24 protein-coding genes and 1 tRNA gene are annotated in these 19,993 nt (G+C 33.9%); 15 read left to right on the top strand and 10 right to left on the bottom strand.

The genetic code is table 11. The features are described 5' to 3' along the window. Window positions 1–23 precede the first annotated feature (23 nt). Complete coding sequence (locus tag GMA17_RS11190; RefSeq protein WP_248396139.1) at window positions 24–1,151, bottom strand: glycosyltransferase; 1,128 nt, start codon at window positions 1,149–1,151, stop codon at window positions 24–26. 2 nt (window positions 1,152–1,153) lie between these two features. Continuing rightward, window positions 1,154–2,116, bottom strand: coding sequence for a lysylphosphatidylglycerol synthase domain-containing protein (locus GMA17_RS11185; RefSeq protein WP_248396136.1), 963 nt, complete (start codon window positions 2,114–2,116; stop codon window positions 1,154–1,156). Between the two features lie 55 nt (window positions 2,117–2,171). Between GMA17_RS11185 and GMA17_RS11180 the strand changes: the two genes are divergently transcribed. From GMA17_RS11180 to GMA17_RS11150, 7 genes are all read left to right on the top strand, one after another. Then, the gene (locus tag GMA17_RS11180) at window positions 2,172–2,810 is read left to right on the top strand and encodes an outer membrane beta-barrel protein (protein WP_248396132.1); all 639 of its coding nucleotides are present in this window, start codon (window positions 2,172–2,174) and stop codon (window positions 2,808–2,810) included. Further along, window positions 2,810–3,367 (top strand): crossover junction endodeoxyribonuclease RuvC, encoded by a 558-nt coding sequence (ruvC, locus tag GMA17_RS11175; protein ID WP_248396129.1) that lies wholly within the window; start codon window positions 2,810–2,812, stop codon window positions 3,365–3,367. The genes GMA17_RS11180 and ruvC overlap by 1 nt, the downstream gene beginning before the upstream one ends. A 136-nt stretch (window positions 3,368–3,503) precedes the next feature. Further along, window positions 3,504–4,649, top strand: coding sequence for a radical SAM family heme chaperone HemW (gene hemW, locus GMA17_RS11170; protein WP_248396125.1), 1,146 nt, complete (start codon window positions 3,504–3,506; stop codon window positions 4,647–4,649). A 72-nt stretch (window positions 4,650–4,721) separates the two neighbouring features. Beyond that, window positions 4,722–5,468, top strand: coding sequence for a cyclase family protein (locus tag GMA17_RS11165; protein WP_248396121.1), 747 nt, complete (start codon window positions 4,722–4,724; stop codon window positions 5,466–5,468). Between the two features lie 32 nt (window positions 5,469–5,500). Continuing rightward, window positions 5,501–6,124, top strand: a complete 624-nt coding sequence (locus GMA17_RS11160) for a DUF4230 domain-containing protein (protein WP_248396118.1) — start codon at window positions 5,501–5,503, stop codon at window positions 6,122–6,124. Between the two features lie 3 nt (window positions 6,125–6,127). Next, window positions 6,128–6,490, top strand: coding sequence for an MmcQ/YjbR family DNA-binding protein (locus GMA17_RS11155; RefSeq protein WP_248396116.1), 363 nt, complete (start codon window positions 6,128–6,130; stop codon window positions 6,488–6,490). Between the two features lie 57 nt (window positions 6,491–6,547). Beyond that, on the top strand, window positions 6,548–7,126 hold the full coding sequence (locus GMA17_RS11150) for an alkylphosphonate utilization protein (RefSeq protein ID WP_248396114.1): 579 nt from the start codon (window positions 6,548–6,550) through the stop codon (window positions 7,124–7,126). 35 nt (window positions 7,127–7,161) lie between these two features. On the opposite strand, the gene GMA17_RS11145 is transcribed toward GMA17_RS11150, so the two are convergent. Continuing rightward, complete coding sequence (locus GMA17_RS11145; RefSeq protein WP_248396112.1) at window positions 7,162–8,010, bottom strand: AraC family transcriptional regulator; 849 nt, start codon at window positions 8,008–8,010, stop codon at window positions 7,162–7,164. A gap of 177 nt (window positions 8,011–8,187) precedes the next feature. Here GMA17_RS11145 and GMA17_RS11140 point away from each other — a divergent pair, with 177 nt between their 5' ends. Together GMA17_RS11140 and GMA17_RS11135 are read left to right on the top strand one after the other, a co-directional pair. Then, complete coding sequence (locus GMA17_RS11140) at window positions 8,188–8,529, top strand: tRNA-binding protein (protein ID WP_248396109.1); 342 nt, start codon at window positions 8,188–8,190, stop codon at window positions 8,527–8,529. Window positions 8,530–8,746: 217 nt separating this feature from the next. After that, window positions 8,747–9,025, top strand: a complete 279-nt coding sequence (locus GMA17_RS11135; protein WP_248396106.1) for an STAS domain-containing protein — start codon at window positions 8,747–8,749, stop codon at window positions 9,023–9,025. On the opposite strand, the gene GMA17_RS11130 is transcribed toward GMA17_RS11135, so the two are convergent. From GMA17_RS11130 to GMA17_RS11110, 5 genes are all read right to left on the bottom strand, one after another. Further along, window positions 9,026–9,469 (bottom strand): DUF4440 domain-containing protein, encoded by a 444-nt coding sequence (locus GMA17_RS11130; protein WP_248396104.1) that lies wholly within the window; start codon window positions 9,467–9,469, stop codon window positions 9,026–9,028. A 39-nt stretch (window positions 9,470–9,508) separates the two neighbouring features. Beyond that, window positions 9,509–10,609, bottom strand: coding sequence for a DUF4407 domain-containing protein (locus GMA17_RS11125; RefSeq protein WP_248396101.1), 1,101 nt, complete (start codon window positions 10,607–10,609; stop codon window positions 9,509–9,511). 154 nt (window positions 10,610–10,763) lie between these two features. Further along, window positions 10,764–12,926, bottom strand: coding sequence for a M56 family metallopeptidase (locus GMA17_RS11120; RefSeq protein ID WP_248396098.1), 2,163 nt, complete (start codon window positions 12,924–12,926; stop codon window positions 10,764–10,766). 88 nt (window positions 12,927–13,014) lie between these two features. Then, window positions 13,015–13,383 carry a BlaI/MecI/CopY family transcriptional regulator gene (locus GMA17_RS11115; protein ID WP_248396094.1) on the bottom strand — a complete coding sequence of 123 codons (369 nt, stop codon included), beginning with the start codon at window positions 13,381–13,383 and terminating at the stop codon, window positions 13,015–13,017. A gap of 228 nt (window positions 13,384–13,611) precedes the next feature. Continuing rightward, on the bottom strand, window positions 13,612–15,000 hold the full coding sequence (locus tag GMA17_RS11110; RefSeq protein ID WP_248396091.1) for a dipeptidase: 1,389 nt from the start codon (window positions 14,998–15,000) through the stop codon (window positions 13,612–13,614). 159 nt (window positions 15,001–15,159) lie between these two features. On the opposite strand from GMA17_RS11110, the gene GMA17_RS11105 reads away from it, so the two are divergent. From GMA17_RS11105 to GMA17_RS11085, 6 genes are all read left to right on the top strand, one after another. After that, a tRNA-Leu gene (locus GMA17_RS11105) sits at window positions 15,160–15,241 on the top strand. 258 nt (window positions 15,242–15,499) lie between these two features. Further along, window positions 15,500–16,483 carry a DNA topoisomerase IB gene (locus GMA17_RS11100; protein WP_248396089.1) on the top strand — a complete coding sequence of 328 codons (984 nt, stop codon included), beginning with the start codon at window positions 15,500–15,502 and terminating at the stop codon, window positions 16,481–16,483. Window positions 16,484–16,771: 288 nt separating this feature from the next. Then, a complete protein-coding gene (locus GMA17_RS11095; RefSeq protein WP_248396086.1) occupies window positions 16,772–17,080 on the top strand; it encodes a hypothetical protein in 309 nt (102 codons plus the stop codon). Window positions 17,081–17,134: 54 nt separating this feature from the next. After that, window positions 17,135–17,401 (top strand): MFS transporter, encoded by a 267-nt coding sequence (locus GMA17_RS15420; protein WP_256476055.1) that lies wholly within the window; start codon window positions 17,135–17,137, stop codon window positions 17,399–17,401. Between the two features lie 26 nt (window positions 17,402–17,427). After that, complete coding sequence (locus GMA17_RS15415; RefSeq protein WP_256476054.1) at window positions 17,428–17,943, top strand: MFS transporter; 516 nt, start codon at window positions 17,428–17,430, stop codon at window positions 17,941–17,943. Between the two features lie 502 nt (window positions 17,944–18,445). Further along, on the top strand, window positions 18,446–19,009 hold the full coding sequence (locus tag GMA17_RS11085) for a bifunctional 2-polyprenyl-6-hydroxyphenol methylase/3-demethylubiquinol 3-O-methyltransferase UbiG (RefSeq protein WP_248396082.1): 564 nt from the start codon (window positions 18,446–18,448) through the stop codon (window positions 19,007–19,009). Window positions 19,010–19,148: 139 nt separating this feature from the next. Here the strand turns inward: GMA17_RS11085 and GMA17_RS11080 are convergent, their stop codons facing one another. Both GMA17_RS11080 and GMA17_RS11075 read right to left on the bottom strand, forming a co-directional pair. After that, window positions 19,149–19,586, bottom strand: coding sequence for an amidohydrolase family protein (locus GMA17_RS11080; protein ID WP_248396077.1), 438 nt, complete (start codon window positions 19,584–19,586; stop codon window positions 19,149–19,151). Then, window positions 19,583–19,993 (bottom strand): hypothetical protein, encoded by a 411-nt coding sequence (locus GMA17_RS11075; protein ID WP_248396074.1) that lies wholly within the window; start codon window positions 19,991–19,993, stop codon window positions 19,583–19,585. The genes GMA17_RS11080 and GMA17_RS11075 overlap by 4 nt, the downstream gene beginning before the upstream one ends.

Raw genomic sequence — 19,993 nt, 5'->3', positions numbered from 1 at the left:
TGATAACTGGGATATTATCTTTTTTATTTCTTGAAGGTTCGGCCTTTCCACGTATAACCTTTATAAAATGATATGGAAATAATATACATGGTGAAAAATGGATAAAAGAGACTGGATACCAAAAAGGATGGCAAAACAGACTCTTGATTTAAAAAGCGGCTGGTTTTAAAGATAAGTAGAAAATCGACACAGAACTTGATAAGTACAATGTATATAAAATCATTCAAACTTAAAATGCCAAAAGAAATTATCGGAATTAAAATAATAATGAGCAAATTCATGAGCAAAACAATAATACCAGTTAGAATAGCAAAAAAGCTTTTATAGCTTGTGGATTTGGCAGCCCATCTTAATCGTTGGGACACTAATTGGTTCCAGTTTCTTTGCGGTTTTGTTTCTACAGTGGCATCAATAGATTTTAAATAACAAACATCATCCGAATTATATTTAACTGCTTTTTGTAGTAAAAAAACGTCATCACCACTGGCTATTTCTGTAGAGCCTTCAAAACCGGATAACTCGGAAAATAGCGCTTTTTGGTAGGCTAAATTGGCACCATTGGCTAGAAAAGGTTCTTTAATTCCAAACCCGCCAATGGTCGTGCCCATTAAACTTAACAAATCCAATGTTTGAAAACGGTCTAAAAACGACGCAATATCATAGTAATTTACAGGCGCGGCAATTAAGCGCAAATTGCTTTTTTGAATAATACCATCAAAGCTTTTTAACCAAAGTTTTGGAACCCGGCAATCCGCATCCGTGGTAATAACCCAATCATATTTGGCGTTTTTTATGGCTTTGGAAATAGCATCTTTTTTAGGTGATGTGCTTTTCACTTTATTCTTTAAAATCGTTACATGCTTTAAGCCGTTTTCAATAAAGGTTTTAATGATTCTAACAGAATGATCTTCCGAGCTATCATCAATTAAAATAATCTCATACAAATCTGCAGGATAGTCTAAATCTTTAATCGATTTTAAAAGTTGCGGTAAATTATTTTCTTCATTTCTAAAAGGAACGATAATGGAAAATGCTGTTTTTGGAGGTGCATCATCCAATTTAAATTTAGGAACCTTTACAAACCCATAAACCAACACACCTATTAAAAATAGGTATGCCAATGTGATTGATATGGCAATAATAAATACCATAGTTAGGGTTTAGGAAGTTTAAATTTTAAAACAAATATACTACCAAAAAGACTAGGAATCACCACATTTAAAATCCACATAATCGTTACAGTGCTTAAAATAGTAAAAGCGTTTACACCAGCAATTGTAAATAAATAAACGGCTACGCTTCCTTTTATAATTACGTCAAAAATAAAAATGGTAGGGATTACAGACCCTAAAAAATACATGCTGGTAATGACGGTTAGTGCATTTAAATAGGATGCGGACACACCAAATAATGTTAATATGTAGTAAAATTGAAAAGAAAAAATGGCATAGCGAATGACGGCTAATAAAAATCCGAAGCTATAAATATTATAAGGTAATTGTTTGAAGTATGTCGCAATTTTTTGAAGCGAAAACCCTTTAAATAAGACTTTACTTTTTGAAAGCGCTATAAAGCCAACTGCCACAATAACGAGAATGATTGCTCCAAAACGTGCAATTTTATAATAGTCAATGGCCGTTTCGTATTGATTTAAAAATACGTATAAACCGATGCTTCCTAGCAAAACGGTTACCAGCATTTGTAAACTATTGCCGAGTAAATTTAATGCTACAATTTGTTTGCGTTCCGATGAATTGTAATATACGGCTTTAACACCATATTCGCCAATCCGGTTGGGAGTTAGCAACGATGCTGTTAAGGAGCTTAAACTTTCTTCCATGGCTTTATAAAATGCTATTTTTTTAAATGACGACACAAGCACCTGCCATTTCAGAATTTCAAAAAACCAATTAAAAAAGCTTAAAATGATTAAAAAACTAATTGTTTTAATGGTAAACTGATTGTTTTCTGATAAAAAGTTGACAAAATCTTGAAAATTTAAATCGGGATTAGCAGTCAATTTGTTGTAAATAAAATAAAAAGCACCAACAACTATACTCAATTTAATAAGTACAAAAAAGAATTGTTTAGTTTTGTGTGGAATACTTCCAAACATATTTTGCTATGGTTCGTTATCTAGGTAATAATACAAATTAAAACTTTAAATTTTTATGCACATAGTTTTTAAACAAATTAAGTTGGCAGGTTTGGCAACGGTTTTATTTTTTATGACTGCAAGCAGTTTTGCTCAAAGTGAAGCGAGCCGATGGAAAGCGCAATTTTCTGTGGGACTAAACAGTCCAAACTCCGGAGGTTTTGTTTCGGGTTTTGAGGGAAAGACAATTAATTTTCCTACCATTCAATTAGGTGTTCAGCGCATGTTTAAACCGCAATATGGTGTAAAGTTGGATTACGGATTTAATCGTTTGGATTATGATTCAGGTTCGCCGTATTTTAAAATTAATTATTCTAGAATCAATGCTCAGTTTGTTTACGATTTAACGCCAATAGCTAATTTCTTGCCAGCACAATTAGGTGTTGTAGTGCATGCAGGTCCTGGGTTTTCTATGGTAAAACCCTTGAGTGGTTATTCTGAAAACAACACCTCATTTTTAAATGCTATGGCTGGTTTGGAATTTCATTATACTGTTTCGCGAACGCTTTCTGTGTTTCTAGATACGTCATATATTTACGGATTTAGCTCGGAATTTTCACCAGTTTCTGATGGATTTGGCTCCTTCAACGGCAACCTATTTACAGCAACAGTAGGTGTTTCCGTGTCATTAAGTGGTTGCTATTATTGTGATTAATGGGGAAAGAAAAAATTATATTAGGCATTGATCCAGGCACAACCATCATGGGTTTTGGGCTAATAAAAGTGGTGGGAAAAACCATGACTTTTATGCAGTTAAATGAATTAGATTTAAAAAAATACAGCGACCATTACCTAAAACTAAAACTTATTTTTGAGCGCACCATTGAGCTAATTGATACGCATCATCCCGACGAAATTGCTATTGAAGCACCTTTCTTCGGGAAGAATGTGCAGAGTATGTTAAAGCTAGGTCGCGCGCAGGGTGTAGCTATGGCAGCTGGCTTAAGTAGAGAGATTCCCATTACGGAGTATGCCCCAAAAAAAATAAAAATGGCTATTACGGGGAATGGAAGTGCTAGTAAAGAACAAGTAGCCAAAATGCTTCAGAGTTTATTAGGACTAAAAACGCTACCTAAAAATTTAGATTCTATGGATGGTTTGGCAGCAGCTGTTTGTCATTTTTATAATGAAGGTCGCATAGAAATTGGAAAAAGTTATTCTGGTTGGGATAGTTTTGTCAAACAAAATGGAGATCGGGTTAAGAAGAAATGATACGTGTTTAGTTTGCAGTTTCAATATTCAATTCTTTCTGTAAAAAATTATTTTTTAGGCATTTCAAGGTTAATTATATTATGAAAACATTTCAATTTAGCACAAACAACTGTGCACTGAATACTGAAAACTAAACATGGCCGGAATTTACATCCACATCCCGTTTTGCAAACAAGCGTGTCATTATTGTGACTTTCATTTTTCTACCTCGCTTAAAAAGAAAGATGAATTGCTTCAGGCTTTAGTAACTGAACTTCAATTGCGAAAGGACGAATTCAAAAATATCCAAGTTGAAACCATTTATTTTGGAGGTGGTACACCAAGTCTTTTAAATAAAGATGAATTGAAAGTGCTCATTGATGCCGTTTATGAAAATTATGAAGTTTCTGATAATCCTGAAATCACGTTGGAAGCCAATCCAGACGATTTAATGGCTGCAAAAGATGCATCAACAACGGTTTTTCAAGATTATAAAAGCATTGGCATAAACCGATTGTCCATAGGCATTCAATCCTTTTTTGAAAGCGATTTAAAACTGATGAATCGCGCGCACAATTCCGCAGAAGCTAAAATTGCTATGGAAGAGGCAACTCAATATTTCGATAATATTTCTGTCGATTTAATTTACGGAATTCCAGGTTCTACAACCGAACAATGGCAAGAAAATATTGAAACCGCATTAGCCTTTAATATGCCACATATTTCCAGTTACGCCCTAACGGTTGAACCCAAAACGGCTTTGGCTAGTTTTATTAAAAAAGGAATTATTGCTAATGTAGATGATGCCTTGGCAGAACAGCAATTTCATATTTTGGTTGATACGCTCACCCAACATGGCTATGTGCATTATGAACTTTCTAATTTTGGAAAGCCTGATTATTTTAGCCGAAACAATTCAGCCTATTGGCAAGGGAAACCGTATCTAGGAATTGGACCTTCAGCACATTCGTTTAATGGAAAGGAACGTGGTTGGAATGTTAGAAATAATTCAAAATACATTAATGCTTTAACAGAAAACAATTTACCAATAGAAATTGAGAAACTATCCAAAACCGATCAATACAACGAGTATATCATGACAGGTTTACGCACCATTTGGGGCGTTTCATTAGAAAAAATAGAACAGGATTTTGGATTGCGTTTTAAAGAATTACTACTTAAAGAATCTGAAAAACATATCAGGAATCAGTTGCTGTATATTAAAGATAATACCTTGCGTGTAACTAAAAAAGGATTGTTTTTAAGTGATGGGATTGCGTCCGATTTATTTCTACTAAATTAAAGTCTCTAGAGTTGCATTTATGCCGACTTTTACGTTTATTATCACCACATTGAATTTTGAAAAATTACACACATGATTGCAACTATAGAAACCAATTCTAAAAAATATAAAATAGACTTATCTAAACCGTTAGACATCTCTATTCCTTTGCGTGCTTCGGCAAATAATGTGAACGCCTGGTATCAAGATCCACCTAAAATTGAACCGGTTCAAGATGGCGATTGGATAGCTAGTGTTGCAGAAGGTGCCGATATTAATTTCAATAATATTAGTTTTAATCCGCATGCGCACGGCACACACACGGAATGTGTTGGACACTTAACAAAAAAAACACATTCTGTAAATCAGAATTTAAAGCAGTTTTTCTTTTTAGCAGAAGTGATAACGGTTGCTCCAGAAAAACGGAAAACAGATTTTTTTATTTCCAAAAAACAAATCCAATTTGCTTTGGGAAATAAAAAGCGTGATGCCGTTATTTTAAGGACTATTCCAAATACAATTGAAAAATTAAATCATCAATACTCTAATACCAATCCGCCATTTTTATTAGAAGAAGCAGCTATATATTTACGCGAAAAAGGCGTGAAACATTTGCTGATTGATTTACCAAGTGTGGATAAAGAAAAAGATGATGGCGAACTGCTGGCACATCATGCCTTTTGGAATACAGCCGGAAGAAAACGGATGGATGCAACGATTACCGAATTGATTTTTGTGCCAAATACCGTTGCAGATGGCACGTATTTTTTAAATCTTCAAATTGCACCTTTTGAAAATGATGCCACACCAAGCAAACCAATTTTGTTCGAAATTGAGTAAATTAGAACCGGACAACTAATGCGTACATAATTATGGATATACTTTTTGGTTTAATAGTTGGTATCATCATAGCACTTATTGCCGTCTTTTATTTTAGAAGTCAGCAGGTCAAGCAGCAGACAAATACCCAATCTGTTATTCTTCTAGATAAAATAAAAATGGTTTGTAAATTCATTTCTGTTGAAGGGGATTTTGCCGAAATATACCATTATGAAAATGTTAAAGAACGTTTTTTAAGTCTCGTTAGTGGCAGAAAAAAAGCCTTAATAGTTATCAATGCTAAAGCACATGTAGGTTTCGATTTTTCCAAAGTCAAACTAGAAGCCAATACAGCCACAAAAACCATTATTTTAAAACACTTTCCCAAACCAGAAATATTGAGTATTGAAACCAATTTGGACTACTACGATAAAAAAGAAGGTATGTTTAATAGGTTTCAAGCATCGGATTTAACTGGACTCCAAGCTGAAGCTAAAAAGCATATTTTAGATAAAGTTCCTGAAAGTGGTTTGTATAAATTGGCACAACGGGAAGCGGTTGAAGCTATTTCGCTTATTGAAAATTTAGTCATGACAATTGGTTGGAAAATAGATTATTCAGCTATAGAATTACCCGATATTGAAGACTCAAAAGAAACCAAAGAACTTAAAAATTAGCGTGTGAATATAGAACAACTTCGTGATTATTGCATAACCAAAAAAGGGGTTACGGAGCATTTTCCGTTTGATGAAGATGTTCTAGTCTTTAAAGTAGGTAATAAAATGTTCCTACTAACCTCTTTAAAAAACTGGGAGAAAAATGAAGCCACAATTAACCTTAAATGCGACCCCGAATATGCTTTGGGATTACGCGCAAACTATGAAAGTGTAGAACCTGGTTATCACATGAGTAAAAAACATTGGAATACCATTAGTTTGTATAAAGGTGAATTAGCAATCCCGCTTGTAAAGCAGTTGATAGACGACTCCTATGATTTAATTGTAAAATCCTTATCCAAAAAAATCCGCGAAACACTTCAGTAAAAAGCAGTATGTTTGCAGTCTGAAAAAGACCTGTGTTAAACTTCAATAAAAACCACCATGAGCGTATTACAAATGATTCAAGAACGCAGTAATAATACTTGCGAATTATGTACATCCACTAACGACTTAAAACAATATACCATTCCGCCATCTTTAAATGAAAACGTGGCCAATGATGTTTTGGTTTGTAAAACCTGTTTGGATCAAATTGAAGAAAACACAGACATGGACCCCAATCATTGGCGTTGTTTAAATGATAGTATGTGGAGTGAGCATGTTGCGGTTCAAATTATGGCATGGCGTATGCTCCAACGTTTACGAAGTGAAGGTTGGCCAAAAGATTTATTGGATATGATGTATTTGGATGATGAGGCATTAGCATTAGCTCGCGCGACAGGCGAACATGAAGATGAAGCCAATAAAATCATTCATCGTGATGTAAATGGTGTAATTCTGGATAATGGCGATTCCGTTGTATTGATAAAAGATTTAAAAGTGAAGGGTTCTAGTATGGTTGCTAAACAAGGTACAGCTGTAAGAAACATTCGTTTAGATCATGAAAATGCCGAATTTATTGAGGGTAAAGTTGATGGTCAGCACATAGTGATTATTACCAAATATGTCAAGAAAACATAATATGTAATTAAGGCATTTTCTCTCTTTTTCGAAACCTATGAATTCGGATTTTTCCGATAGTTGTTGGGTGATTTTCCCTTTATCATTTTAAATTGCCGATTAAAATTCGAAATATTATTAAAACCAGATTGATAGGCAATTTCAGAAATGGAACTATCCGTTTGTGTTTGCATAAGCTTACACGCGTTTTCAATACGCAATTCATTTAAAAATTGAAAATAGGTTTTGTTGGTGCGTTTTTTAAAATATTTGCAAAAGGCGTTTTTCGTCATGTTAGATACTTCTGCAACAGCATCAAGCGTAATGTTGGTTGTATATTGATTCATAGTAAATGCCAAAACATCACGCATGCGTTTTCCTTCATTATCGGAATATTTTTTATCATATATAAAGGATGATAAACTCTCGTAGTTAGCTTGTGACGCTATCTTCATTAATTGTAGTAAAACTATAAAACGTTCTAATTTACTAGATGCTTCAAGCTTTAAGAATAATTTTTTTAAAACCTTTTTATGAGATGTTACTTTAAATCCATGTTTGGAACGCTTAAAAAATTTCTGTAATTCCAGCAATTCTTCCAAGTCAAAAAAATCAGAACCAAACGACTCCTTCGTAAAAAACAATGATAACATTCGTGAGTGTTCGGAAGCTTTTACATCACTTTTAAATACATGTGGCATATTACTATCTAAAATAAGAATGTCGTTTTTAGAATAGAAATTAACCGTGTCACCAACAATCAGCGTGCCTTCGCCTTCCAAAATAATACTGAATTGTATTTCTTCATGTTGATGCAGTTTATCATAAAAGCTCGTTTCAAAATCCTCTTGATAAATTAGAGTATCTTGTTCTGGTTTTGGAATTTTAAATGGAAGTACTTTCATGGTGTATTTAAATCATCTGAAAAGTAAAATTAAGCAAATACTATTCGTAAGTTTAATAAATTATTTTTTTAGATAATATAATACCAATCTATCCTAATAAAAATAACAATTACAAATTAGAGATAATTCTTAAATTAGCTTAACGAACTAAATATATTCTTAAAAATGTCAGAATTTATGATAACTAAAAATTTAAATTGGGAAGATTTTTTAAAAGTTGACATGCGGATTGGAACAATTCTATCCGCAGAAATTTTTAAGGAAGCTAAAAATCCCGCCTATAAATTGATAGTAGATTTTGGTGCGTTGGGCAAGTTGAAAACGTCAGCTCAAATAACAAACCTATATGAAATTGATGAACTTATAGGAAGGCAGGTGGTGGCTATTGTAAATTTTCCAGCAAAACAAATAGCCAACATCATGAGTGAATGCTTAATTTTAGGAGGATTAGGAGAAGATAAAGATGTGGTCTTATTGCAGCCTGAACGTCAAATGCCAAACGGTTCAAAAATATCGTGAATATGTAAAAAGTAACGTTTAAAATAATGGTGATTAATGTAACCTCTTAAAAAGCAGTTGTTTGTCCGTAATTTCTGCAATTTAATAGCATTAGTCTGAAAGTTCTGCCGTATATCGAAAACTATACGAGTAATTGGTTAAAGATGTTATATTTACGGTATCCCTCATATGATTAGTAGCACTTTATGTATTGTTTAATATTTAAAAATCATATGTCATGAGTTTAGTAATTTCAAACTATAACAACTTTTTTAACGTAAAAGGTATCCTTGATAAAAAGTCTGTTGGTATGTTTCAAGAGGAATTTGAAAACGTATTCGATAAGTTGCAATCCGTAACCATTAGTATCGAAGAGTTAGATAGCATAGATAAATTTGGTGTTATGGCACTGGCAAAATTGCACAACGAATCCCTATTAAAAAAGAAGCAATTATCTATTATAGGTTTTGGATGTAAAGATTTGTACGATCATTTTAAAACCAATGATGCGGCCTAATTAGCTAGACATATCTGCTATTATTTTCCATTCACCGTTTATTTTCTTTAAGATAATAAGAAATTCACCTTGGGCATTACCAACCGCGCGTTTTAAATGGTATTCACCCATAACATAATAAGAATGGTCTTCAATTGGCGAAATAGAATTAAATGTAAATTGTAATTCACCCGTATATTCTTTACTAGGATAGCCTTTTTTATAATTGCTTAACGTTTTATGCCATCCTTTGGTAACACCATTGCTTCCATAAAATTTTAACGAATCGCTTTTCCAATAACCTTGCATAAACCCTTCTAAATCAAATTTATTCCAAGCGTCCTGTTGTGTTCTTAAAACCTCACGAATGGCTTGCATATCTTCAAGATAGGTTTTAGATGTTTCAGATTGTGCAAATGTGCCAACTGAAAATAGGAGGCTTAAAATGAGATAAATAGATTTCATAAGGTTTGGTGTTAGTTCATTAAAAGTACAAACAAAAATTTAAAGCGCCTTTTTCTGATGCTGAAAAAATGCATCCGCTTGCAACTGCATAAGTTCCCGTGCTTTTTTACGCTTATAATTGTAAAGTTCGTCTTCTTCTGAAATATCTTTATAAATTTTATTATTCAAAACCATATCTGTTTTCAAAATCTCGTTGCGCGCATTCATTTTTTGCGTAGCCCAAGTTTTTACGGTGCTCTCCGCATCTTCTAATTTGTAATCATAAGGCCCTTTAAGCGATAATAATTTGGCAATAATTGGTGATGTTTCAATAGCCAAAAACAATAGAAAAATAAAGAATGATGGGAGCCAAGGCAATTTCTGAAGCGCATTTACGCGTGCCATCAATCCATCAAAACCATCAATAATGGGTTGTGTATTTTGTACTTGCGTTTGTTGATTGTTTCGTAAATCTACTATCTGCTTTTCAAGCACTTCTATTTTAGCCTGATTGCTTACTTTCAAATCTTGAAGTTCGGCTAAACCCATATCATGTTTATCGCGTTTTTCTTGGTAAACGGGTCCTTTGCCTAATAGTTTGGTGCCAGCCCTTCCTTCCGCCTCTTGAATATACGTGTCGTATAAGGCATTAACCTCGGTTTCTTTTACCGTAATTTGGTTTTTAAGAGCGGAAATATCTGTTTCTAAATTGCGGATGTTTGGTAAGAATTGTTTTGAAATCTCTTCCTGATTTTCAAGAGTCATTTGGTTCTTTTCAGTTAAAAGCACCTGATTGATCTCCTTTTCAAAAATTTTAAGTTCTAATGGTTTCGAAATAACAATAGCAATAATGACGGCCAAAAGGAGTCGTGGTGTGGCTTGAAGTAGTTCGTTTATTTTATGATCACGTTTCTTAATAGTAGAAACAATAAAACGGTCTAAATTAAAAATGAGTAAACCCCAAATAACACCAAAACCCATAGCTATAAAATAGTTGTCAAATACGGTGTAAAGCGCATAACTAGCTGCTATAAATGCCATAACAGCCGTAAAGAAAACGGTGGCGCCAATACCGGCATATTTGTTTTGCTCACCATTGGAACAGGTGTTTAAAATGTCTTGGTCAGACCCAGAACAGAGGATGAAAAATTGTTTTAACATGATTGATTGATGTTTTGACTTGTCCTTAAGTTAGACAGGTTGATTGACTATTAGAACGTTAGATGGTGGTTTTTGTTACAGTTTTGTTCTGTTTATTTATAAAAAAACCTCACGTGGTCAGAAACCAGTGAGGTGAATTGTATTAAATTATATTTTATTTTACAGTGCTAAAATGTGCTGTTCCTTTACCATCGGTAATTTTTGTTGAAATATTTATATTTGGTTCTTTTTTAGTGATTTCTAATATTTCACTGTAGGAAACCAGTTTGTCATTGTAATAATATTTAATATCATTTTCCTTTAAACTTTTTACAAGTTCATGTGCGGATTGGGCCACAGAAGGAGGTGCGGGCGGTTGTGGAATCTCTTGACGGTCGTTAGTTTCCGAAACCCAATCCGTATTGAACTCACTTACCACCTGATTATTTTGGTAAACCTTACTAATTTTTTGCCCAGCTATAACATCCGCGCCATTGGTTTGAGTCGTTGATAAAGTTTTTCCGTTAATATCAACCTCATAACCTAAACGATTATAGTATTTAGTTTCATCTTCATTTGTGGTGTAAAAATGCGTTTTATTATTTATAGTTATAAAGCCTGTTTTTGCATTTTTATCTGGGTTTAATGTGCTTAGTGAATCATAATAGTCTTGATCTATTTTTTTGCCAACAGCCATGGTTTTTGGAGCAGGCGGTGGAGGTGGTGGCATTTTACTTTTTTGCACTTTCTTCACTTTATGATTCCGGTTGTAATCATGCTGTGCTTTTATATATTCTTTTTTTTGTTCTGGCGTCGCATTTGCAGGAATAGATGGTGGAGGTGGAGGTGGTAATTTGTGTTCAACCTTGCCATTTGTCACTTTGTATTTGCTGTAATATTCGTTGCTAAGTGTTTCATATTTCGCTTTCTGTTCGGGTGTGGCATTTGCTGAAACGGGTGGAGGTGGAGGTGGTGGCTGTAAACGTTCACTCACTTTTCCGTTATCTACTTTATATTTTTTATAATATTCGTTGCTAACATTTTTGTATTTTGTTTTTTGTTCAGGTGTTGCGTTTGCTGGAACTGGAGGAGGAGGAGGTGGAATTAGATTGTCTACCAACTCAATTAGAATAGGCGTTTTAATACTGTTTATAGAAGCTTTTATATCGTATATTGTAATATAATCGCCAATTTTGGCAGAATTTAAATTAGTTAGGGCTTCTTCGCTCAATGCGTTTCCTACAACATTAACGGTCGGTTTTCCCGGAACTTTAAACTTAAAGGATGAAATAGTTTCGGTTGTATTGGTTTCTATTTTTAGGTTTTTTACGAGAGCTTTATCAAAACTAAACCTGCAATCTTCGCAAATAACATCATATATTTTTAGAAGTAATTTAGTTTGATCTTTCTTGCTTTCTATGGCTTCGGTAGTTTTAATAATTCCAGGCTTTGATGATCTAAAAACTTCTTTGGTGCTACTGAAACTGTAAATTAATACAGCCAATACGGGCAGGATGAAGAGTCCTTTTACCCATTTTACGGTGTTTGATGTGTGTGATTTCATAACTGTAAATCGTTTTTTGATTAATGAATAATTAATAGCATTCGCCAGATGATGAGTCTGTGCGTCTTCCATAGTCTTGGAAGCTGAAAATGCCAATAAGATATGCTGATAGGTTTTGGTGTCCGTTCCCGTTTTAAGAACAGCCTGATCAGCTAAAAATTCGTGGTTTAATTTAATGTCTTTTTTAATAAAATAAAGAAGCGGATTAAACCAAAATATAATTTGCATAAGCTCTATAAACAAAATATCTAAAGCGTGTTTTTGCTTGGCATGAGTTTCCTCGTGAAGCAGAACTTCTTGTGGGATTTTATGCGCTTCATATTTTGATTTATTTAAAAATATGTATTGTAAAAAGGTGTGAGGATAAATTAAATCCGACAATAAAACATGGACCAAATTGCCCTTTTTATGCTTTGGATTTTGTTTAATACGATTAATAAGTTTTATAAAATTATTGGTGAAACGCCCCGCAAAAATTAGGACACCTAAATAATAGATAGACCATAAAATGGTTGGTAAATAGTAGGAAATGGATGGTGCTATTTCTGTAGGCGTACTAATTGTTTCTAAATTGCTAAAAACAATTGGATTTCCAAATGCGGAAGCATCTACAAACGTGGTAAACGTAATAAATGGGATGGCAACAGAACCCAAAAGAGCTGCCAATAAATAGAAGCGTTTAAAGTGGTGAATGCTTTCACGCTCCAATACTAATTTATAGAACAACATAAAAACAGCCAAACAAGCACTAAATTTTAGAATGTAGATGTCCATAATTATGTAATTTGTTTATATTTATTTTTAAAAAGATCGTGTTGAATCTTACTAAATTCTCGGTGTCAACCTTTTGTAATCTTGACGACTACGGTTTGTTTTTAATTTGCTGATCTATCAGTTTTTTTAAATCTTCCAACTCCGTTTTAGATAAGTTGGTTTCTTTGGTGAAGAACGATGCAAATTGTGACGCGCTGTCATTAAAAAAATCTTTAATCAATCCGTTAACATGCTTGGAGAAATAGGCCTTCTTTTTAACTAGCGGGAAATATTCTCGAGATTTCCCAAAGGTATTATAAGCAATAAACCTTTTATCCGTCATACGTTTTAAAAGCGTGGCAACAGTGGTTGGAGCAGGTTTAGGATCTGGATAGGCATCTAGCAAATCTTTCATAAAGCCTTTTTCCATTTTCCAAAGGTGATTCATTAACTCTTCTTCCGATTTTGATAACTGCATGTTCTACAAGTTTAGATTGTGTTCTACAAACATAGAATATTAATTTGTATTCTACAAGTGTAGAGGTGTTTTTTTTAATTTTTGAAAGTGCTATTCGTAGAATTTAATTGTTTAATTTGAAACAAAAAAAGTATCGAAAAATTCAACAAAGCGTTAAATCTCGATACTTTTTTCTTCTTACTAACACGAAAAATCAAGCGATTTGACGATTAAATTTCTATGTGGTATTTATTTAGAAAGCTCCGTAAAATATTTATAAAACAACGGAATGGTTTCAATACCTTTTATATAATTCCATACACCAAAATGCTCGTTTGGCGAGTGGATAGCATCACTATCCAAACCAAAGCCCATTAAAATAGTTTTGCTTTGAAGTTCTTGTTCAAACAAGGACACAATAGGAATACTTCCGCCAGAACGTTGAGGAATTGGTTTTTTCCCAAACGATTCTTCATACGCTTTACTTGCCGCTTGATAGCCTAAACTATCAATAGGTGTTACGTAACCTTGTCCGCCATGATGTGGTTTTACTAAAACTTTGACACCTTCAGGCGCAATACTTTCAAAGTGTTTTTTGAAAAGTTCCGTAATTTCTTCCCATTCTTGATGTGGCACCAAACGCATAGAAATTTTTGCAAATGCTTTACTGGCAATAACCGTTTTAGCGCCTTCACCAATATAACCACCCCAAATACCATTCACGTCTAATGTTGGTCGAATGGAATTGCGTTCGTTTGTTGTAAATCCAGCCTCGCCATAAACAGCGTCAATGTTTAGTGATTTTTTATAAGCATCGAGTGAAAAAGGCGCTTTGGCCATTTCCGCACGTTCTTCTTTTGATAACTCTTCAACTTTATCATAAAAACCGGGAATGGTAATATGGTTGTTTTCATCGTGTAAAGCAGCTATCATTTTGGTTAAAACGTTGATAGGGTTTGCAACAGCACCACCATATAATCCAGAATGTAAATCACGATTCGGACCCGTTACTTCCACTTCAACATAGCTTAATCCGCGCAAGCCTGTTGTAATACTTGGCACATCTTTCGCAATCATGCCTGTATCTGAAATAAGAATCACGTCATTCTTTAATTTTTCGTGATTGTTTTTTACAAAGGTTGAAAGGTTAACCGAACCAACTTCTTCTTCACCTTCTATCATGAATTTTACATTACAAGGTAATTGATTTGTTGATGTCATGAATTCCATGGCTTTTACATGCATGTACATTTGGCCTTTATCATCACAAGCACCACGAGCAAAAATGGCGCCTTCCGGATGAATGTTTGTTTTTTTAATAACGGGTTCAAAAGGAGGAGACGTCCATAATTCAATTGGATCAGCCGGTTGCACATCATAATGTCCATAAACCAAAATGGTTGGTAAATTTTCATCAATTATTTTTTCCCCATATACAATTGGATAACCCGCAGTTTCACATATTTCAACATGATCACAGCCTGCTTTTTCTAAACTAAACTTGACAGCATCGGCTGTGCGAAGTACATCATTTTTGAAGGCAGAATCGGCACTAACCGACGGTATTTTTAATAATTCAATGAGTTCATTTAGAAATCGCTGTTTATGTTCAGCAACGTAACCTTGTATGTTTTTCATAATTGTATGTTTTGCTATTTCTGAATGCGTTGAAATAGATTGATTGTGTTTCTTCAAAAGTACAAAACAGTCTGAACTTTTTATGATAAGATGCGTTTGATTATTCAAACTATTGTTTATATTTGCATCCCGATTGCGGATTTTTGCAATCTTATTAATGCGGGCGTGGTGGAATTGGTAGACACGCTAGACTTAGGATCTAGTGCCGCAAGGTGTGGGAGTTCGAGTCTCCCCGCCCGCACAGCGACTCGAGAAGCTTCAGTGAAAACTGAAGCTTTTTTTATGTAAATATTTTAAATAAATCTTCAACTATTTAAATCTGCAAACTATTTATAATCAATCCAATAGATAGCGAATTAGTATGACTATGATCTAAACTTGATTTTTAAACATATATCAATAAAATAATTAGAGGTATTACGTTTTTATTTTTTTTGAGTTAATAATAAAATGAAATAGTGTTTAATTTTTTTCTAAATTCGTTAATCAAAAAAGGCTTATGTACTTTAGAAAAAAACATGGAAAGGGATTTCGGTATGTAGATGGTTCCAATACCACCGTTAAGGATAAAAAACTGAAAGATTGGTTTAAATCTTTAGTTATCCCACCGGCTTGGACTGATGTGGAAATAAACACGAAAAAGCATGCTAAAATTTTAGTTACAGGTCGAGATGATAAGGATAGAAAGCAATATATCTATAATCAAGAATTTGTAGAAAAACGAAATCAAGAGAAATTTGATCGGATTCTCAAATTTGCAGAACAATTGGAACACATGCGCCGTGTTACAGGTCAGCACCTCCGAAAACGCTCCTTAACCAGAGAAAAGGTTTTAGCATGCATGGTTCGTTTGCTAGAAGCAGCTTACTTTAGGCCGGGTAGTGATTACTATACTCAAGAAAATGAAACCTATGGTTTAACAACCATGCGTAGTAAACATTTGAATATTGAAGGCGACGAATTGATTTTTAGTTATGTAGGTAAATCTGGGAAAAAGCAAGAACGAAATATCGTGGATGAGAAGCTTGCAAAAATAGTACAAGAAATAGATGATTTGCCCGGTTATGAAATTTTCAAATTTATTGATGAAAATGGGGCGAAGCAAGACGTAAAAAGCGAACATTTAAACGACTATATAAAAGAAGTTATGGGCGAAGCGTTTTCGGCTAAAGATTTTAGAACTTGGTCGGGAACCGTAATTGCCGCTATGGCTTTGGATGAAATTGGAGCTTTAGAAGAGGAGGACCAACAAATGTTGGATAAAAACATTCGTGACGCCGTAGTGCGTGTTAGTGAGCATTTAGGAAATACACCGTCCGTGGCCAGAAGTTCATATATTGATCCACGCGTAATTGATGAATATACACATGGAAAAACTATTAATTATTTTCAAAATGAAGTTAACCGATTAATTAAGGAAAATAAAAATCTATCTCGAGAGGAACTAGGTGTTTTATGTATGCTGAAGAAAAAATTGAAATAATTAAATTACAGCTGAACGAAGAACAATTTTTACATGTAACATGTTTTTTTTTAAAACTATAGTTTATCACCATACATTTCTATAACCATTTTTAGCTTTAATGTCTTCCTTTTATTCGCAAAAGGACTAGCACAATTAGTACTTAACTACACCATATGGATAAATTTAAACATGTGTTTTATTATTTTGTACTATGTTTATTATGTGCGGATTTATAGCTATTCAACTGAATAATGATTACCTTTAGGATAATTGTTAGGCGTCATTTTAATCCAAAAAAAAATAGCTATGAATAAACAAAATGTCACTGAAATAACCAAACGTGCTTTTCCATGGCTGATTATGATTTTGATGTCTTCCGTAACCTTTGTCGGAATACTATCCGAGTTAATGCCTTCTGGCGTACTTCCTTTAATGATGGCTGATTTAAATATCAGCGAAGTGCAAACAGGAAATTTGGTGGGTTACTATGCGATAGCTTCGGCTATTTTTGCAATCCCTCTTATTTCAATAACCATGCAATTCAACAGAAAATATTTGTTGCTAATATTACTCGGTGGATTTGCTATTTCTAATATTATTTCAGGACTTGTTTAAAATTATTCCATTATTATAATTCTTCGTGTAATTGGAGGTATTTGTGCAGGTGTTATGTGGCCAATGATTGCCGCTTACGGCATGCGACTCGTAGATGAAAAGTATCATGGGAGAGCTATAGCTGTAATTATGGCAGGAACTACATTGGGAATTAGTATCGGTATGCCCATTATGACCACTATTGGTAATGATTATGGTTGGCGCACACAATTTATAGGGCTAGGTGGGTTTATTATTGTTATTGCTTTAATTAGTTTTTTTGCATTACCTTCTATACCTGGTGAAAACTTACTAAAGGTTCTTCTCCATTTGCTCTGTTAAAAATACCAGCCGTTTTAATTGTCTTATTGCTAACGCTATTTGGCGTAATAGCACATTATGGTGTGTATGTATACATTACAAGCCTTGTTGATGAAATTCAGTTGGCAGGCGGTGTTGAAAGTGCCTTATTGTTTTTTGGAATAGGATCTCTGATTTCTGTGTTGTTGGCTATAAAATATACCGATAAATATTTAAGGCTATTAACCATAGCCATGTTTGCCTTACTAATCTTTTCTATGGGTGTTTTTCTAATGTTTGGTGGCACTAAGGGTATGGGGCATTTAGCTTTCTTTTTGTGGGGACTTTCATTTGGCCCATTAGTAACTTTGTTACAAGCAGCCGTAAGCCGGCAAGTAGAAACAGCCAAAGATGTTGCTACATCAGTTCAGTCTTCTGTTTTTAATTTATCCATTATGATTGCATCCTCTGTTGCTGGACTGTTGCTTGGTGTATATTCTCCAATGAGCTTGGTTTATTTTGCAATTGCTTTGTCTGTTCCAGGCTTAATTATTTCCTTTTTATCTAAAAAAACTTTAGGTTGATTTTTGTAAATAATTTAGAGATAATATTTAAAAATAGTAAATCACAATTATGAAACGAAAAAATTATGATACCGTAACCGAAGCAATGGCAGATCTAAAAAAGATGGGTTATACCATTGATTTTTCAATTTTGACAGAAAGGAATGTTTAATATGTCATTTTACTGCAACGGAATTATCACCAGAAGATTTTGAAATAGACCAATTTTATAGGTTTGAAGGCGATAGCGATCCAGGAGATGAAATGATAGTTTATGCCATTTCTTCAGCTAATAAAAACCTGAAAGGAATTGTGGTAAGTGCATATGGAATGTATGCAGACAACGCCTCGTCAGCAATAGTAAAAAAATTAAATACGCATCCTAAACATTAAAACGAAGAGTCATTGCCTGAAGGAGCTTTTTAAATTTATTGGGATACCCACCATTATGACAGGAAAATAAGGGATTTAACTTATAAATAATACAGAATTTTGGGAACAAACATTTAAAGATAAACAGGAATTGTGGGGTTTTGAACCCTCAAAATCTACGGTATTAACAAACAGTTTCTTTCTTGAACAGCAGATTAAAAACGTACTCATACTTGGAATAGGCTATGGACGAAATGCTCAAATATTTCAGGAGCATGGAATAACTGTTACAGGAATTGAAATTTCTAAAACGGCGATTGATTTAGCTCAAAAGTATTTTGGAAATGATTTAACAATACATCACGGCTCTGTAACAGAAATGCCATTTGATGAAAATTTGTATGATGGAATATATGCATATGCTCTAATTCACTTTTTGAACAAAAACGAAAGAGGAAAGTTAATCCAAGACTGCATGAACCAACTTACGGCAGGTGGTTTTATGGTTTTTGCAACGGTTGCAAAAGATGCCCAAATTTATGGTCGTGGAACTTACATTTCTAAAGACAGATTTGAAATATATGGAGGTTTAAAAATGTTCTTTTATGACGAAGAGACTATTCGAGAGGAATTTGGTAAAGTAGGATTATTGGAAATAATAGAAGTGGATGATATTTATCCCTTTTATCTAATAACATGTAAGAAAGGAAAATAGTTAAAGTCACTTTTCCAAGTGTGCTAACATATCGAGAAATGATATTAAAATAAATTGGATTGAAATAAAAAGGACTGTTATCGTGTTGGTAACAGTCCTTTTTTATCTGAATCCATGGACTAAACATTTTAGAAGCTTATTATAAGCTTAAAGGAACATCATAAGCCATTTCTTTTCTACGCAATAATAAGTTGCCATTGCGAACAGAAGCTAATACATCTACTCGTTTACGCATAGCTTCATAAACAGTGCTTTCATTTAAAACGATAAAGTTTGCTGTTTTACCAACCTCTAAACCATAATTGTCTTGAATATTTAAACAACGAGCTCCGTTATAGGTATTTAAATCGAAATTAGTTTTTACATCTTCCGAAGACATAATTTGAGCCAAGTGAATTCCATTATCCAAAATATTCATCATATTTCCATTCCCCATTGGGTACCACGGATCATTGATTGAATCTTGTGCAAAAGCCACATTTATTCCGTATTCAATAAACTCTTTAACTCGCGTTAAGCCACGACGTTTAGGGTAGGTGTCTTGACGGCCTTGTAAATAGGCATTCTCCGTTTTCAAGCAATAAAGTTCATCTTTGTCTTTTGGAAAATATCTAGCATTCTAAATGCAGACGAATCGTCTGCCGAACCAAATGAGCAGGTATGGCTCGCCGTTGTTCTAGTACCATAATCTTCCATATAGACAAGTCCATTTAATAACTCAACAAATCGTGAATGTGGATCATCGGTTTCATCACAATGCACATCAATCATCTTATCATATTTTAAAGCAAGCTTTACAATATCATGAACCGATTTTTCTCCAAATTCTCTAGCAGGCTCGTAATGTGGAATGCCGCCAACAACATCAGCGCCCATTTTCAACGCTTCTTCTACTAACTCAAGTCCACCTTTGTACATATACATGCCTTCTTGTGGAAACGCCACAATTTGAATATCAACCGTATCTTTCAGGTCTTCTTTCAT

The sequence above is a fragment of the Bizionia sp. M204 genome (assembly GCF_023205095.1).
Lineage (GTDB): Bacteria > Bacteroidota > Bacteroidia > Flavobacteriales > Flavobacteriaceae > Algorimicrobium > Algorimicrobium hallyeonense.
The sequence above is the reverse complement of the archived record's forward strand: the minus strand, read 5'-3'. Positions and strand labels throughout refer to the sequence as shown.